At 73.3% G+C, this 15,952-nt stretch carries 15 protein-coding genes and 2 pseudogenes; 4 read left to right on the top strand and 13 right to left on the bottom strand.

Annotation, left to right across the window (positions count from 1 at the left end):
• From OFY01_RS07040 to OFY01_RS07020, 5 genes and pseudogenes are all read right to left on the bottom strand, one after another.
• Positions 1-359: pseudogene (locus OFY01_RS07040) on the bottom strand (ATPase); the annotation flags it as partial.
• Positions 356-1,033: a uracil-DNA glycosylase gene (locus OFY01_RS07035; protein WP_266597403.1), complete on the bottom strand. Its 678-nt coding sequence runs from the start codon at positions 1,031-1,033 to the stop codon at positions 356-358. The pseudogene OFY01_RS07040 and the gene OFY01_RS07035, both read right to left, overlap by 4 nt.
• Positions 1,034-1,104: 71 nt before the next feature.
• Positions 1,105-2,199, bottom strand: coding sequence for a WD40/YVTN/BNR-like repeat-containing protein (locus tag OFY01_RS07030; RefSeq protein ID WP_266597401.1), 1,095 nt, complete (start codon positions 2,197-2,199; stop codon positions 1,105-1,107).
• Positions 2,200-2,341: 142 nt separating this feature from the next.
• Positions 2,342-3,535: a globin domain-containing protein gene (locus OFY01_RS07025; protein ID WP_266597399.1), complete on the bottom strand. Its 1,194-nt coding sequence runs from the start codon at positions 3,533-3,535 to the stop codon at positions 2,342-2,344.
• A gap of 84 nt (positions 3,536-3,619) precedes the next feature.
• Positions 3,620-4,066, bottom strand: a complete 447-nt coding sequence (locus tag OFY01_RS07020; RefSeq protein WP_266597398.1) for an RrF2 family transcriptional regulator — start codon at positions 4,064-4,066, stop codon at positions 3,620-3,622.
• Between the two features lie 269 nt (positions 4,067-4,335).
• Between OFY01_RS07020 and OFY01_RS07015 the strand changes: the two genes are divergently transcribed.
• Positions 4,336-5,478, top strand: a complete 1,143-nt coding sequence (locus OFY01_RS07015) for an MFS transporter (protein ID WP_266597405.1) — start codon at positions 4,336-4,338, stop codon at positions 5,476-5,478.
• A 2-nt stretch (positions 5,479-5,480) separates the two neighbouring features.
• On the opposite strand, the gene OFY01_RS07010 is transcribed toward OFY01_RS07015, so the two are convergent.
• From OFY01_RS07010 to OFY01_RS07000, 3 genes are all read right to left on the bottom strand, one after another.
• Complete coding sequence (locus tag OFY01_RS07010; protein WP_266597396.1) at positions 5,481-5,903, bottom strand: TOBE domain-containing protein; 423 nt, start codon at positions 5,901-5,903, stop codon at positions 5,481-5,483.
• Between the two features lie 120 nt (positions 5,904-6,023).
• Positions 6,024-7,604 carry a purple acid phosphatase family protein gene (locus OFY01_RS07005; protein ID WP_266597394.1) on the bottom strand — a complete coding sequence of 527 codons (1,581 nt, stop codon included), beginning with the start codon at positions 7,602-7,604 and terminating at the stop codon, positions 6,024-6,026.
• Positions 7,605-7,773: 169 nt separating this feature from the next.
• Positions 7,774-8,856, bottom strand: coding sequence for an NADH:flavin oxidoreductase/NADH oxidase (locus OFY01_RS07000; protein ID WP_266597393.1), 1,083 nt, complete (start codon positions 8,854-8,856; stop codon positions 7,774-7,776).
• Positions 8,857-9,016: 160 nt separating this feature from the next.
• On the opposite strand from OFY01_RS07000, the gene OFY01_RS06995 reads away from it, so the two are divergent.
• The gene (locus OFY01_RS06995) at positions 9,017-9,385 is read left to right on the top strand and encodes an ArsR/SmtB family transcription factor (protein WP_266597391.1); all 369 of its coding nucleotides are present in this window, start codon (positions 9,017-9,019) and stop codon (positions 9,383-9,385) included.
• On the opposite strand, the pseudogene OFY01_RS06990 reads toward OFY01_RS06995, so the two are convergent.
• Together OFY01_RS06990 and OFY01_RS06985 are read right to left on the bottom strand one after the other, a co-directional pair.
• Positions 9,314-10,600, bottom strand: a pseudogene (locus OFY01_RS06990) (nucleobase:cation symporter-2 family protein); the annotation flags it as partial. The gene OFY01_RS06995 and the pseudogene OFY01_RS06990 overlap by 72 nt on opposite strands.
• Positions 10,601-10,750: 150 nt before the next feature.
• Entirely contained in the window at positions 10,751-11,434 is a 684-nt protein-coding gene (locus tag OFY01_RS06985) for a TetR/AcrR family transcriptional regulator (protein ID WP_266597389.1), read from the bottom strand.
• Between the two features lie 273 nt (positions 11,435-11,707).
• Here OFY01_RS06985 and OFY01_RS06980 point away from each other — a divergent pair, with 273 nt between their 5' ends.
• Positions 11,708-11,953 (top strand): DUF2630 family protein, encoded by a 246-nt coding sequence (locus tag OFY01_RS06980; RefSeq protein ID WP_266597387.1) that lies wholly within the window; start codon positions 11,708-11,710, stop codon positions 11,951-11,953.
• Positions 11,954-11,956: 3 nt separating this feature from the next.
• Here the strand turns inward: OFY01_RS06980 and OFY01_RS06975 are convergent, their stop codons facing one another.
• The 3 genes from OFY01_RS06975 to OFY01_RS06965 all read right to left on the bottom strand — a co-directional run bounded on the left by OFY01_RS06975 (position 11,957) and on the right by OFY01_RS06965 (position 14,371).
• Positions 11,957-12,670 (bottom strand): HAD family hydrolase, encoded by a 714-nt coding sequence (locus OFY01_RS06975; protein ID WP_266597385.1) that lies wholly within the window; start codon positions 12,668-12,670, stop codon positions 11,957-11,959.
• Positions 12,667-13,353, bottom strand: a complete 687-nt coding sequence (locus OFY01_RS06970) for a phosphatase PAP2 family protein (RefSeq protein WP_266597383.1) — start codon at positions 13,351-13,353, stop codon at positions 12,667-12,669. Before OFY01_RS06970 ends, OFY01_RS06975 begins: the two co-directional genes overlap by 4 nt.
• Before the next feature lie 82 nt (positions 13,354-13,435).
• Complete coding sequence (locus OFY01_RS06965; RefSeq protein WP_266597381.1) at positions 13,436-14,371, bottom strand: M56 family metallopeptidase; 936 nt, start codon at positions 14,369-14,371, stop codon at positions 13,436-13,438.
• A gap of 130 nt (positions 14,372-14,501) precedes the next feature.
• Here OFY01_RS06965 and OFY01_RS06960 point away from each other — a divergent pair.
• The coding region (locus OFY01_RS06960) for an FUSC family protein (protein WP_266597380.1) at positions 14,502-15,952 on the top strand (1,451 nt) is incomplete at its 3' end.

Below are 15,952 nucleotides of genomic sequence, written 5' to 3'. Positions count from 1 at the left end.
GTCACGGCGTCCGCCGCGAGCGCCACGCGGCGCACGCCGAACTCGCGGGCGAGGGCGCCGGGCAGCTCGGCGCGCAGCCCGTCGCCGAGGGTGGCCGCACCGGCCGCGCCCACCGTTACCGCGGCGAGGGCCGTGCTCCCGGTCTCGGTCTCGGCCCTGGACCACAATTCGCGCACCATCGGCAGCAGTTGGGTGAGCAGATGGTCCGGGTCGATGCCGGAGGCCGCGGTGCGCACCGGCTCCCGGGACACGGCTGTGAGGGGACGTGTCAGGTCGTCGGCGCACGCGAGCGCCACGCGCAGGCCCGAGCCGCCGGAGTCCACGCCGAGGACCCGTGGCCCGCGAGCGAGCCGGCTCATGGCAGGCGCCAGTCGATGGGCTCGGCGCCCTGCCGCTCGAGGAGTTCGTTGGCCCGGCTGAACGGGCGCGAGCCGAAAAAGCCGCGGTCCGCCGACATGGGCGAGGGGTGCGGGGACTCGATCGCCGGGTAGTCGGAGAGCCAGGGCCGCAGATTGCGCGCGTCTCTGCCCCACAGGATGGGCACCAGCGGACGCCCGCGCGCCGCCAGCGCCCGGATGGCCTGCTCGGTGACCTGCTCCCAGCCCTTGTCACGGTGGGCGCCAGGACGCCGCGGAGCGGTGGTCAGCGCCCTGTTGAGCAACAGCACGCCCTGCCGCGTCCACGGTGTCAGGTCTCCGTTCGACGGCTGCGGCAGCCCCAGGTCGGTACCCAGCTCCCGGTAGATGTTGATGAGGCTGCCCGGCAGCGGGCGCACCTCGGGGGCCACCGAGAACGACAGGCCCACCGCGTGCCCCGGCGTCGGGTAGGGGTCCTGCCCGACGATGAGCACCCGCACCTCGTCGAACGGCTGCTGGAAGGCGCGCAGCACATTCGCTCCGGCAGGAAGATAGGTGCGTCCCGCGGCGATCTCCGCCCGCAGGAACTCACCCATCGCGGTGATCTGTCCGGCCACCGGTTCGAGGGCCTTCGCCCAGCCCGGCTCGACGATTTCATGCAAAGGTCGTGGTGCCACGGCGTCACCCTACTGCCGTACACGCGCCACCCTTCAATCGGCTCGATCGGCGGCCGTGCGCACCCCGTCGATCACCCCACCACGGCGGCGCGGACACAGAGCACGTCCGGCAGATGGGCCGCCAACTGCCGCCAACTGTCACCGTCGTCGGCCGATGCGTACACCTCCCCGTTGCGATTGCCGAAGTAGATGCCCGCCGGGTCCGCGTCGTCCGTGCGCAGGGCGTCGCGCAGCACCGTGCCGTAATGGTCGCCCTCCGGCAGGCCGCGCGAGAGCGGCTCCCAGCTCTTGCCCGCGTCCTGGGTACGGAAGACGCGGCAGCGGCGGTCGGCCGGCACCCGGTCCGCGTCGGCGTTGATCGGGAACACGTACGCCGTGTCGGCGCGCCGTGGGTGCGCGGCCACCGCGAACCCGAACGTCGACGGCAGGCCCTCGCCGATGTCCGTCCAGTGGCCGCCGCCGTCGTCACTGCGGTACACGCCCCAGTGGTTCTGCAGATACAGGCGGTCCGGGTTCGCGGCGTCCCGTGCGACCTTGTGCACGCACTGGCCGAACTCGGGACTCGGGTCGGGAAGGAACACCGCCGACACCCCGGAGTTGGACGGTGCCCAGCTCTCCCCGCCGTCCGCCGAGCGGAACACCCCGGCCGTCGAGACCGCCACTGTCAGGGACTCGGGGTCGCGCGCGTCGGTGAGGACCGTGTGCAGGCCCTCGCCGCCGCCTCCGGGCACCCATCGCGAGCGCGTGGGGTGCTCCCACAGCGGACGGCACAGCTCGAACGACTCGCCGCGGTCCACCGACCGGTACAGCGCCGCCGGTTCCGTGCCCGCGTACACCACGTCCGGTTCGGCCTCCGCCGGGTGCAGCTGCCACACGCGCTCCAGGGAGGCCCCCGTGTCCTGCGGAAACTTCACGGCGGGCGCGGACGGCTCGGTCCAGGTGCGACCCAGGTCGTCCGAGTGGAAGACGGACGGGCCCCAGTGGGCGCTGTCGCCGCCCGCGAGCAGCCGCGGTGTCCGTCCGCGCGTGTCGATGGCCACCGAGTAGATCGCCTGCGCGTTGAAGTACGGGCTCGCGTCGAACTCCCAGGGCGAGCCCGCGCCGCCGCGCCGCCGCCCCAGGAAGAGACCTTTGCGCGTGCCCACCGCGAGCAGTACATCCGTCATGTCCCACACCTCCGAAACGTCGTTGTCCCCAGGTACGGGTCAGTCTGCACCCGACCACTGACAACGGCCGCTGGAGACGGCGTACCCGCAGGTCAGGACGCTTGTCCGGGCGCTGCGGGCGCCGTGGGCGGGCCGGCTGGGGTCACGCCCTGCCCAGCCACATGTCCGGGCCGAACACCTCGTAGTGGATGTCGGCCGCCGCCACACCCCTGTCCAGGAGCTGGCCGCGCACCGCGCGCATGAACGGCAGCGGGCCGCACAGGTACGCGCGCGTGCCCGGGGACACCGGCACGTCGGTCAGGTCCGCCAGGCCCGTGCGGTGGCCGGAGCCCGGCTGCTCGTACCAGAAATGGGCGGTGGCGTCGGGGAGTTTGCCGACGAGGGCCTCCTGGTCGGCGCGGAGCGCGTGCGCCGCGGGCGCGCGGTCGGCGTGCACGACGGTGACGGGGGCCGCGTGCTGGTCGGCCGCCAGCTGTTCGAGCATGGCGAGCATGGGCGTGCAGCCGATGCCCGCCGAGGCGAGCAGCAGCGGTGTGCTGTCGTCGGAGTCGAGGACCAGATCGCCGTACGGCGCCGAGACACGGAGCCGAGCACCCGTGCGCACGCGCGCGTGCAGGTGGTTGGAGACCTCGCCGTCGGGCGCGGTTCCGGCGCCCGCCACTCGCTTCACCGCGATCGAACGCGTCGTCGCGGCGGGCGCGCCGGTGAGGCTGTACTGGCGTATCTGTCGTGCCCCGTCGGCGAGTTCGACCTGTACGGACACGTACTGGCCGGGCCGGAAGGCCGGTGCCGGTGCGCCGTCGGCGGGGCGGAGGTGGAACGAGGCGACGTCGTCCGTCTCCTCGGTGCGGCCCACGACCTCCCACTCGCGCCACACGTCCCCGTCGGCCACGTCCTGCTGCGCGTAGAGCCGGGCTTCGAGGGCGATGAGCGCGTTCGCCATCAGCCAGTACACCTCGTCCCAGGCGCGAGCCACTTCGGGTGTGACGGCGTCGCCGAGCACTTCCGCGATGGCCTCGAACAGGTGCTGGTGCACGATCGGGTACTGGTCGGCGCGCACACCCAGCGACGCGTGCTTGTGCGCGATGCGCCGCAGCATCACGTCGGGCCGCTCGTCCGGGTGGTCGACCAGGTACGCGGCGAAGGCCGCGACGGAACCCGCGAGAGCCTGCCGCTGGGCGCCGGATGCCTGGTTGCCGCGGTTGAACAGGTCGCGCAGCAGCTCCGGGTGGGCGGCGAACATCTTCGCGTAGAACAGCCCGGTGATGTCCTCGATGGCGGCGCCCACCGCGGGGAGGGTGGCGCGGACGACGGAGGCGGACCGGTCGCTGAGCATCAGCTGACTCCTTTAATGTGCATGCGAGAGTCGCATTTAACGGTGTGGGGAAGAACGGGAGGAACGGGGTTCACGGTGCCCGGCTCAGCCGGTGCCGGGGGAGGGGGAGAGAGACACCAGCAGAGGGCCGGTCGGGGCCTTGACAAGATCGTCGAGCGTGACCGGGTCGAGCGAGCCGTAGAAGGCCTCCTGCGCCTGGTGCAGCGCGCCGCGCAGGCGGCAGGCGGACCGCAGCGGGCACGGAGTCGTCCCGTCGCAGTCCACGACGTCGCCCGGCCCCTCCAGTTCGCGTACGAGAGCGCCGATCGACGCCGTGCGCCCGGCCGGGGTCAGTGTGAGGCCCCCGCCCCGCCCGCGCCGCGCCTCGACGAGCCCCATGTGCTGGAGACGGGCGACGGCCTTGGCGGTGTGCGTGTACGGGACGTCCATGGCGGCGGCGACCTCGCGCGTGGTGGGCAGGTCCGTCCCCTCGACGGAGGAGAGGCGCATGAGCACGCGCAGTGCCAGGTCCGTGAATCGCGTCAGCCGCATGACCGCACCGTAGGAATGTGGCATCTGAAAAGCAAATTAAGACGGCGACGCGGGCCCGCCGGGGCACGGCCACCGCCGTCCGCGACGCGCCGGGCGAGTGCCGAGGGGCTGGTCGGCACGCCGCGATCCGGAGATCATGGCGTCCCAGTCCCAGTCCCCGTCCCTGTCCCCGCCCTCGTCCCCGTCCCTGTCCCCTCCCCGTTCCCCGAAGGGACCTTGCCGTGAACGCGACAGCGCCCCCGCCCGCCGCGACGGCGCCCTCGCGACGGATGTGGCCCCTGTACGCGGCCGGTTTCACGACCGCGTTCGGCGCGCACGGCGTCGCCGCGAGCCTCGGCGCCCACTCGCGCGACACGGTCACCTCGCTCATGACGCTCGGCGCGCTCCTCGCCCTGTACGACGGGGCCGAGGTGCTGCTCAAGCCGGTGTTCGGGAGCCTCGCCGACCGGATCGGCGCCCGCCCCGTCCTGGTCGGCGGGCTTGTCGCCTTCGCCGCGTCGTCCGCGCTCTACGTGGTCGCCGACAGGGCGGGGTGGCTGTGGGCGGCGCGGCTCGGGCAGGGCGCCGCGGCCTCCGCGTTCTCGCCGTCGGCCTCGGCGCTCGTCGCCCGGCTCAACCCGGCGGCGAAACACGGCCGGGTCTTCGGCTCGTACGGCTTCTACAAGTCACTCGGCTACACGCTCGGTCCGCTGCTCGGCGGCGTCCTGGTCCGGGTGGGCGGCCTGCGGCTGCTGTTCGCCGTCCTCGCGGCGCTCGGCGCGGTCGTCGCCGTCTGGGCGTCGGCCGCGGTGGAGCGCGTGCCGCCGCTGCCGCGCGCCCGGCAGACCGTGTTCGACCTGGTCCGGGGGCTGACCGAACCGGCGTTCCTGGGGCCCGCCTCCGCCCTCGCCGCCGCGACCGCCGCCCTGTCCGCCGGGGTCGGCTTCCTGCCGGTCTCCGGGGCGCGTGCCGGGTACGGGACCCTCGCCACCGGCGCCGCCGTCTCCGTGCTCGCGCTCACCGCGGCGCTCGTCCAGCCACGGGCGGGGCGCGCCCTGGACTCCGGGCGCCTGACCGTCTCGCGCGGCGTCGCCGGCGGGCTGCTCGCCGCGGCCTGCGGGTTCGCGGGGGCGACGCTGCCCGGGCTGGCCGGGATCCTGCTCGCCGCCGTCCTGGTCGGCGCGGGCACCGGACTCATCACCCCGCTCGCCTTCACCGCCCTGGCCTCCAGCACCCCGAAGGAGCACCTGGGCCGCACCATGGGCACGGCCGAGCTGGGCCGTGAACTCGGCGACGCGGGCGGCCCGTTGCTCGTCGCCGTGGTCGCCACGGCGGCGACCCTCACGTACGGCTACGCGGCCCTCGCGCTGCTGCTCGCGCTCGGTCCGCTGTTCATGCTGGTGCGTCACGGCCGACGGCGGCCCCGCACCTGACGTCAGTCGGTCGCGAGAGAGACCTCCGTCGCCTTGATGAGGGCGACGACGGGGGAACCGGTCGACAGGCCCATGTCCGTCACGGCCTCCTTGGTGACGGCCGACGTCAGCTCACCCCCGGGAAGGTCCACCTTGACGCGGGCCATGGCGTCACCCGCGGCGATGTCGCCGACCGTGCCCGCGAGCTGGTTGCGGATGGACACCCCCGAGACCTGCGCGGTCGCCAGGGAGACCTCCGTCGACTTGATCAGGGCGCGGACCGGGGTGCCCGAGGCGAGACCGAGCGCCTCGGCGGCGTCGATGGTGATCGCGGCAGTGAGGTCCTGCCCGCCGTCCAGGCGCACTTTGACGGTGGCCATGGCCCGGCCGGGGGTGACGGCCGTGACGGTGCCGGGGAGCTGATTGCGGATGCTCATGCTGCTCATGCGTGATGCCTCACGAATTGGATGGGTTTGACCGACCTGTGGGGCATCAACGTAATGCGGGCGGGCCCGGCGGTCACGCACTGTCGCGTGCCGCCGGACCTGTCACCGCGAAGCGCCCGGTCAGTGGCGGCCGCGTGGCCGGGTCAGCGTGAAGCGGTCCACGGCGGTCAGAGCGCCGTAGGGCCCACTGACGCTGTAATACGTGACATGGATCGACGTGTCGCCGCCGGGGGAGCCCGGGTCGACCTCGAACGCGGCGAACCCGTACGGGTGCCGGCCGTCACGGACCGCGGACCAGGGCGCGTCCTCATGGACGTAGACGGGCTTGCGCTTGCCGGTCTCCGGGTCGATGTCCCCCACCTCGACGATCACACGGCACTCAGGAGTGGGGAACAGCAGCTCGTTTGAGGGCACGGAGGTGCCGCCCCCGCCGATCACCATGTGCACGGTGCCCTTGGTCGTGTCGACCGTCCTGGTGTCGGTGGCCGCCGGGACGGGGGTGCGGGTGTCGTCGGCCTGGTGCCCGCGGATCGGGTGGGAGCGTTCGTAGTGGTGCTCATGGCCGCAGACCACCAGGTCGACACCGTAGCGGTCGAACAGCGGCAGCCACTGTTCGCGAACGCCCAGGTCCGCGCCGTTGAACTTGTCGGCCGTGGAGATGGCCACCTGGTGCATGCACACGACGATCCAGTCGATGTCCGCGTCGGCGCGTGCGGCGGCCAGCTCCGTCTCCAGCCAGCGCCGCTGGGCGCCGCCCGAGTATCCGTGCACGTACGAGCTGCCGCCGTCCTGGAGGGCGACATCGTCGTTGGCCAGGCTGATCACGCGCACCGATCCGGCGGTGAACGCATACCACAGGCCGCGCAGTTCATCGTGCGCGCCGGAGTCGGGGAGGTCGAAGTAGCTCTGGTAGGCGGCGTAGCCGATGGGGCCGTTGCCCAGCTCGTTCTCGTGGTTGCCGGGAGCCGGCATCCACGGGCGGTGGCGTGCCGAGCGGGTGTTGGTCTCGAACCAGTCGGACCAGGTGCGTACCCGGTCGGTGGCCAGGTTGGCGTAGCACAGGTCGCCGTTCATCAGATGGAACAGCGGTGCGATCCGTTCGACGCCCGCGGTCGTGTCGCCCGCGAAGGGAGAGCCCAGGTTGTCGTTGACGTAGACCCCCGCGTCGTTCTTCCTGCCCAGCGTGGGCGTGCCCTGGTCGCCGAAGCTCGTGAAGGTGAACGGAGCGCGGCCGCGCGGCGCCGTCCGCACGGTGCCCAGCTCGGCCTGGGCGCCGTCGTGCACGGCCGCGTAGACGTAGTCGGTGTCCGGGCGCAGGCCGCGTACCGCGGCATGGTGGATCTGCACCTCCGTGCCCGAGTGCGCGTCGCGGTACGTGGTGGTCCGCGCCGCCACCTGCCGGCCGAAGCCGCCGGCCGCAGTGCCGAGCAGCACCTTCGGGCGGGAGACCGAGGACGTGGTGTGCCAGGACACCACGATCTCCCGGGAGGCGTCGGAGCCGAACTGCAGGTGGAGCCCCGCCACCCGGGGCGCGCCCGACGGGCCGGGCCTGCGCCACAGCAGCGGACCCGGCACGGCCGCGGCGGGCTGCGCCGAACCGAGCCCCGCCCCCACGGCACCGGCCAGGCCCGCGCCGGACGCCCCGGCGATGAGTGTTCGTCTGCTCAGGCGTGAACTGTCTGCTGTGACAGGAGTATTCATGGCCCGGATTGTGGGTGTCCGGAATGAACGACGCGGCGCAATCGTGGTGAACGGCGCCCAAAACCGGCGCAGGCCGGCCGACACCGCCGCCGTGCGGCTTGCGGGCGGGCGGGCCCGCGCACGGCATCACGACGCGAGGGTCACCTCCGGGACCGGCGGGGGCTGACGCTCACACCGACCGGTGGTACTGATCCGGCACGTGTACCTCCCCGCCGAGCTCGCGTGCGGCATGGCGGGCGAAGGACGGGTCGCGCAGCAGTTCGCGGCCGAGCAGCACCGCGTCGGCCTCCCCGTCGACGAGGATCTTCTCGGCCTGCTGCGGTTCGGTGATGAGCCCGACCGCGGCGGCCGGCATCTTCGCCTCGTTGCGGACGCGGGCCGCGAAGGGGACCTGGTAGCCGGGGCCGACGGGGATGCGTACGCCCGACGCGTTGCCGCCGGTCGACACGTCGACCAGGTCGACGCCGTGGTTCTTGAGCTCGGCGGTGAAGCGGACCGTGTCGTCGGCGCTCCAGCCCTCGCCGTCCGGCAGCCAGTCGGTGGCGGAGATCCGGAAGAGCAGGGGCAGCTCGTCGGGCCACACGGCGCGTACGGCGTCGACGACCTCGCGGGCGAAGCGGGTGCGGTTCTCGAACGAGCCGCCGTACTCGTCGGTGCGCCTGTTGGAGTGCGGGGAGAGGAACTGGCCGATCAGGTAGCCGTGGGCGCCGTGGAGTTCGACGGCCTCGAAGCCGGCGTCCAGGGCGCGACGGGCCGCGTCGGCGAACTGCCCGACGATCTCCCTGATGCCGTCGGCCGTCAGCTCGTCGGGGACCGGGTGGTGCTCGTCGAAGGCGATCGCGCTCGGAGCCACCGGCTGCCAGCCGTGCTCGTCCGGGCCGACCGGCGCGCCGCCCTTCCAGGGCCGGTCGGTCGATGCCTTGCGGCCCGCGTGCGCGAGCTGGATGCCGGGGACCGTGCCCTGCGACTTCAGGAACGCGGTGATCCGCCGGAACGCCTCGACCTGGGTGTCGTTCCACAGGCCCAGGTCGTACGGGGAGATCCGGCCCTGAGGCGTGACGGCGGTCGCCTCGACGATGATCAGGCCGGTGCCGCCCGCCGCGCGGGCGCCGTAGTGCTGGAAGTGCCAGTCGTGAGGCGCGCCGGTCAGCGGGCCCTCGGGCGCGGCGCTGTACTGGCACATCGGCGGCATCCATACGCGGTTCGGGATGGTCAGTGACCGCAGGGTGTAAGGCTCGAACAGCGCGCTCACGGCGGACTCCATTCGTGTCGTACGGCTGGGGAGTGCTGCTCGTACGATAGCCATCGAAGTACGGCGACTGTCAAACTACGGCTCTCCTCGTACTACGAATTTCCTCGTACAATGGTCGCGGAATCGATGTCGTACCGCCGTGCACCGAGGAGCCGCCGCCATGACGACCGCCGTATCCCCCACCGCCGGCAGTCGCGCCCTCGCGCACCCCGGCCGAGACGAGATCCGGCTCGAATCCGTGCTGCACGCGCTGTCCGACCCGGTGCGGCTCGCGATCGTGCGGGAGATGGCCGGATGCGAGGAGGCGAGGCCGCAGGGTCTTTCCTGCTCGGAGTTCGCGCTGCCCGTCACCAAGTCCACCTCCACGCACCACTTCCGGGTGCTGCGCGAGAGCGGCGTGATCGAGCAGGTCTACCGGGGGACGGCCAAGCTCAACGCGTTGCGCCGGGCCGATCTGGACGCGCTCTTCCCGGGTCTGCTCGACCGCCTGCTCGACGCGGCCGACCGGCAGGCCGACCGGCTTCGCTGACGTCGCCCTGGCGGGAAGGTGGTTGAAGAGCAGGTTGAGGGCGATCGCCGTGACGCATCCGGCGCTGATGCCGCTGTCCATCACCGTGCGGAACCAGTCCGGGAACCTGGCGTACACGTCCGGCACGCCGACCGGCAGCACGCCCACCGACACCGCCACCACCGTCGGACCGTGGCTGCCGCGGAAGTCGGCCTCGGCCAGGGTCCTGAGGCCGGCCGCGGCGACGGTGCCGAACATCACCAGGCCCGCGCCGCCCAGCACCGGCGCGGGGATCGCCGCGACGACCGCGCCCAGTTTGGGCACCAGGCCGAGCACGACGAGGATGCCGCCCGCCGCAGCCACCACCCACCGGCTGCGCGCCCGGGTCATGCCGACCAGGCCGACGTTCTGGGCGAACGCCGTGTAGGGGAAGGTGGTGAAGACCCCGCCGAGCACGGTCGACAGGCCGTCGGCGCGCAGACCGTCGGCGAGCGCGCGCGGGGTCACCGGGCGGTCGGTGATCTCACCGACAGCGATGAAGTCGCCGGTCGTCTCGGTCATCGACACGAGCGCCACCACCAGCATCGAGACGATGGCCGCGCCGTGGAACTCGGGCGCCCCGAAGTGGAACGGCGAGCTGACGCCCAGCCAGTGCGCGTCGGCCACACCGCTGAGGTCCGTGAACCCGGTGGGCACCGCCACCAGCGTGCCCGCGACGATCCCGACGAGCACCGCGGCCCGGCTCAGGAGCGCGGGCCCGAACCGCTGCACCGCGAGGACGACCAGGAGCACGAAGCCCGCGAGACCGATGTTCCTCGGCTCGCCGAAATCCTCCGAACCGGCGCCGCCCGCCACCCAGTTGCCCGCGACCGGCAGCAGCGACAGGCCGATGACCAGGATCGCCGTGCCCGTCACCAGCGGCGGGAAGAACCGCAGCAGCCTCCCGAAGACCGGCGCGAGCAGCATCGTCGCGAGCCCCGCGACGATCACCGCCCCGTAGACCGACGGCAGTCCGCCGCCCGTCGTGCCGATCAGCACCATCGGCGACACGGCCGCGAACGTACAGCCCTGCACGACCGGGAGCCGGATGCCGAACCGCCACACGCCCACGCACTGGATGAGCGTCGCGATGCCGCACACCAGCAGATCGGCGGTGATGAGATACGCGAGATCGGCGGGGGAGAGTTTCATGGCTCCGCCCACGATCAGCGGGACGGCGACCGCTCCGGCGTACATGGCGAGCACGTGCTGCAGCCCGAACGCCACCAACCGGCGGATGGGCGGGACTTGATCGACGGGGGTGTCATACGCGAGAACGTATGCGCGGCAGACGTTTCGCCGATTTCCCGGGTGTTGCCGGGAGGTGACCGGCCGTACGGGCGTCGCTCAGCCCCCGGGGCCCGTCTGGAAGTACCGGGAGAAGTCCGGCGTCCGGCCGTGCGCGGGCGGCTCGGCGCACGGCGGCTCGTCGGGGCGCGGCGGGAAGCCCAGGGCCGGGTCGAGGCGGTAGCGACGGAACAACTCGGCACGCAGCGTCGCCGGTGGCATCGGGGCTCCGGGCACCAGCATCGCGAACACCGCGCCCATCAGCAGGGCGCGCAGCATCGGGTAGTCCCGGTCCACGTCGAGCGAGCCGTGCCGCTCCACGGTGTCGCGCAGCAGCGCCGCCAGCCGCTGCTGCTCCGGGCACTGGACGAAGCCCTCGGCCTGGAGGATCCCCGCCATGTGTGTACGCATGAGGACGGGCTCGTCGCGGGCGAGACCGAGGATGGCGTCGATGGCGCGGGCGAGCCGCTCGTCCCCGTCGGCGGCGTCGGGCCGTGGCTCGCGGTCGAGCGCTTCCTCGAGCGTGCGGTGCATCAGTCGGTGCACGGCGGACTGCAGCAACTGCCTTTTGCCGGGGAAGTAGTACGAGACCAGCCCGCGCGCCGAACCGGCACGGTCCGCGATGTCGCCCAGTGTCGTCGCGTCGTAGCCTCGCTCGCCCACGAGTTCGAGCGCCGCCTGCAGCAGGCGTTCGCGCGAACGCCTGCGCAATTCCTCATTGACCGACGCGCTCCGGGGGGACATCCTTGACTCCTGCGTTGACTGGCTCTCAGCCAACTATACGCAGCACGCCCCGCCCCCGCCCCGCCGGCGCGGTGCACGGGCGGTGGGGCTGCCGTATCGGGCGACGCGGGGGATCGTCCGATACGGCGATCCCTACCGGCCTCGGCACGCCTCTCGAAACTGCCCCCGGGGCCCGCCGGCCCGTCGGTCCTTCGGCGCGCGGTCGCGCGCGAGCCTTCCTAGAGTGACGGTGAGGGCGGATCGCGCCCGGGCTGTGCCGAGGAGGCGTACGTCATGGACCAGCAGGAGATCCTCAAGCGGATCGGTGCCATGGTCGCCGACGAGCGGCGGTTGCGGGCCGCCCTCGCCGAGGGACGGATCGACAGCGCCACGGAGCAGGAGCGGCTCGCCGCCACGGAGCGGATGCTCGACCAGTGCTGGGACCTGCTGCGCCAGCGACGCGCCCGAGCCGAGTTCGGCGGGGATCCGGACCGCGCGCGGGTACGGCCCGCCTCGCAGGTCGAGAGGTACGAGTCCTGACGGTCACCGGGCCCCGACAAGCCCGAGCACGGGCCGCAGCCCGTCCGGCCGCCGGTCGGCCGGCAGGTGGTCCACGAAGTGCAGCGCACAGCCAATTGCCGCCGCGCCGCCGTCCGCCCGCCGGTCGTCGCCGACCATCAGGGCGTCGGCGGGCGCCACGCCGAGCGCGTCGCAGGCCGCCGTGAACAGGCGAGGATCGGGTTTCCGCACACCGTGGCGGTACGACAGGACGTACGTGTCGACGTACGGGTCGAGGCCGTGCGCCACGAAGACGGGGCGCGGGTCCCAGCCGATGTTGCTGACCACGGCGACCGGCACACCGCGCTCGCGCAGACCGGCGAGCACCTCCGGGGCGTCCGGGTAGGGGCGCCAGGCCGCCGGGCGCATATGACGCTCGTAGAGCACGTCGTAGAGCCGTTCGTCGGGCAGTGGAACCTGCCGGGCGAGCGCCGTGTACGCGGCGCGGTGGCTCTCGGCGTCGATGTCGCGGCGCGCCACGAGACCGGCGAGCGCGTCGGGCACCGTGACGTGGTCGGTCGAGTCGCCGGGCAGCGCTCCGACCTCGTGCAGCCGCCGTGCCGTACGCGTGAACTCGTCCTCGGGGAGCGTCAGTTCGGTCTCGTCGAGTGCAGCCCGCAGCCAGGACTCGGGGGACTCGACACGGAAGAGGGTGCCGGAGAAGTCGAAGAGCGCCGCTCTGATCGTCCTGTGCGTCATACGGGCCGCTCCCACCGTTCGTACGCGGCCGCGGACACCGCCGCCGTCAGGGCGCCGAGCAGCCACCCTCCCACCACGTCCGACGGCCAGTGCACGCCGAGCCAGAGCCGGGTCAGGCCCACACCGAGCACGCTGACCAGTGCGACGGTCCACGCGGCGCGGCGTGCCGCGCGGGAGGCCCCGTACCGGCGCAGCAGCCACAGGAGGAGCCCGCAGACGACGGTCGCCGTCATCGCGTGCCCCGAGGGGAACGCGGCGTAGTGCGCCGAGTCCACCGGGTCGGGCCACACGGGCCGCGGCCGCCCGACGGCCGCCTTCAGGCCCTGCTGCACGAGCGCGGCGACCAGCAGCGTCGCCGCGATCCACGCCGCGAGCGCTCGTTCGCGCTGCCGCACGAGGAGCCAGATCACGACGAGCGCGCACAGGGCGCGCATCGTCCACGGGTCCCAGGCCCAGTCCGTCAGTACACGGTTGACGTGCGTGAGGCCGGGGTCGGCGACCGCGCGCATGTGCAGCTTCAGGTCGATCCGGGCGTCGAGGTCCATCAGCGGCGACCAGCGGAGCGCGACCAGCACCAGGAGCGCGAGGGCCGGGAGCGCGAGCGCGGGCGGCAGGGCCCGGTGGGGGCCACGGCCGGGGTGGGGCCGTGGGCGGTGGGGTGAGTCGGGGCGGGCCGTGAGCATGAGAGAGATACTCGCCCATCGAGGCGGCCTGACGCCATCTCTGGCGCCCTCTTCGGCGCCATCGGTGACGCCGTCCCGGACGCTACCCAAGGGCGCGCAACCCAGGAACGAACGCGACCAGCAGCGGTATCAACGGCACCAGAGCCGCCACGGCCGTCAGCCGCAGGCGGTGGGCCGGGGTGAGCCGCGGCGCCGGAGCCAGCAGCCGGTGCACGCGCTGAGGGACGTGCGCCTGCGGCGTCGGGCAGGGGCCGAACACGCCGCGGTCCTCGTTGAGTTCGACCAGCGCGAGTGCCGTGGTGAGCCGCCCGAAGCGGCGCGAGGCGGCGTCGTCCGCGGCCAGTTCGACCAGGCGGTGCATCTCGTCGCGGAACGCGGCGAACACCCGGACCTGGGGGAACCCCGCGGCGAGCGCACCCGAGCAGTGCAGCAGCCAGTCGTGCCGCCACCGGGCGTGGCCCATCTCGTGGGCGAGCACGGCATCGAGCTGACGGCCCTTGAGCCGTCGCAACGCCCCTGTGGTGACGACGAGTTGGGGCGTGGCGCCGGGCAGCCACCAGGCGTCGGGGCGTTCGCCCTCCAGGACCACGAGACGGTCGGCCCCCGGCTGCTCGCCGGGCAACAGAGGGGAGCGGACGAGCAGTTCGGCCCTGCGTCGCCTGCGCCGGGTCCGGGCGCCGAACACCTCCCGCACGAGCATCGCTCCCGTCCACGCCGCGCCGAGCGCGAGCGCGACGGCGACGACCGGCGCCCACGGGGCTCCGGCGCGCAGCGCGTACGCCTCCATCACCGCGTGCGGCGCGGGCGCGAAGAGCTGGCCGCGGACCGCCTGCCACGCCGCGGCGGCGCTCAACGCCATCGACAGGCCGCAGCACAGCAGGACACCGGCCACCACGCACTGCCACGCCCACAGCGCGACGATCGGCTCCCGCTCGATCCAGTCGGCGCGCGCGAGCAGTCGCGGTGCGACGAGGGCGACGAGAGTGCCGAGCAGCAACAGTGCTACGGGGACCGTCATGGCCGTCACCCTATGTGGCGGGCGCTACTCAGGGGTACGTCCCGGCGGGGCAAGTGACGCACGCCACGTCAGGGAAGCCAGGGGCTTCCGGCCCATCTTTCACGAGTAAAACACTTGCTAATCTTTCCGTATGAGCAGCGCACCTCCGTCCGACGGCCACGCCCGCACGACCACCCCACGAGCCCGCCCGCTCCCGCTCCTCGGCGCGCTGCGCCCGAAGAGGCCGAGCGACATCTGGTTCAAACCGGCCACGAGCGTCGTCGTGGCGGCCGCGGCACCCAACCTCACGCTGTGCGCGCTCGGCCGCCTCGACCTGGCGATGTACACGATGGCCGGGAGCTTCAGCGCCCTGTACGGCCACACACTCCCCTACGCCGCACGGGCCAGGGCGCTCGGGTGGGTCGTGCTCGGCATGGCCGCGAGCGTCGGCGTCGCGCTCGTCACCGCGTCGCTCACCCACTCCGCCGTGGTGTTCGTCGCCGTCGGCTCGCTGCTGGCCGCCGTCCAGAAAGTGCTGTGCGACGCCACCCGCATCGGCCCGCCCGGACACCTGATCTTCACGTTCCTCGGCGCCGCCTGCCTGTTCGCGCCGCAGCGGCTCGGGCAGGTGCCGGGCCACCTCGCGCTCACCCTCGCCGCGGGCGCCGTCGCCTGGATCGTCGCCATGGCGCCGGCCGTCGTGCGCCCGCACGGCCCCGAACGCCGCGCCACCGCCCGTGCCCTGAACGCCGTGGCGGCCCACGTCGAACACCCCGACCGGACCCACACGCGCCACGCCGCCGGGGCCGCCGTCCACGCCGCGTGGCAGTCGCTGCTCGCCACCGGGGCCCGTACCGCGGGGCGCCGCGCCATGGAACGCCTCGTCGTCCGTGCCGAGGTCGCCCTGGCCGCACCGGACCAGGCCGACGCGGCACAGCTGCGCACCTGGGCGGCCGGGCTGCGCGGCACCTCCGCCGTGCCCCGGCCCGAGCGGATCGCCGGGATGGACGACGAACTGCTCGGCATCGAGGCCGAGCGCGCCGTCGGCGCCCCGTCGCTGTGGCGGCGAGTCGGCCCCGGGTCGCCGCTGCTGCCCGTCGCCCTGCGCACCGCGGTCGGCTGCGCCCTCGCCGGATACGCCGCGCTCGCCCTCGGCTCCGGCCGACCCTACTGGGCGCTGGTCACCGCCGCGTCGCTCTACCAGGCCAACGTCACCCTCACCTGGAGCCGCGGCGTGCAGCGCGTCGTCGGCAACGTACTGGGCGTCCTCGTCTTCGCCGCCGTCGTCCCGCTCGCCCACCTGGGACAGCTCGGCCTCGTCCTGTTCTGCCTCGCCTTCAGCTTCGGCGCCGAGGCGCTGATGCCGTGCGGCTACTGGCTCGGCAGTCTGTGCGTGACGCCCATGGCGCTGCTCGTCACCGAGTTCGCCCGGCTCCAGGAGCCCGGCGAGCTGATCACCGACCGCGTCGTCGACACACTCGTCGGCGCACTGCTCGGGGTCGTCGCCGCCGTCGCCGTCACCAACCGGCGGGCCGGCCGGCACATCGAGCGGGCCCTCGGCCGCGTCGAGGCGGCCCGCACCGCCGCCGAGGCCGCCCTGGC

Origin of the sequence: Streptomyces beihaiensis, assembly GCF_026274175.1 — a bacterium.
GTDB classification, from domain to species: domain Bacteria; phylum Actinomycetota; class Actinomycetes; order Streptomycetales; family Streptomycetaceae; genus Streptomyces; species Streptomyces beihaiensis.
This window is presented reverse-complemented; position numbering and strand designations above follow the sequence as displayed.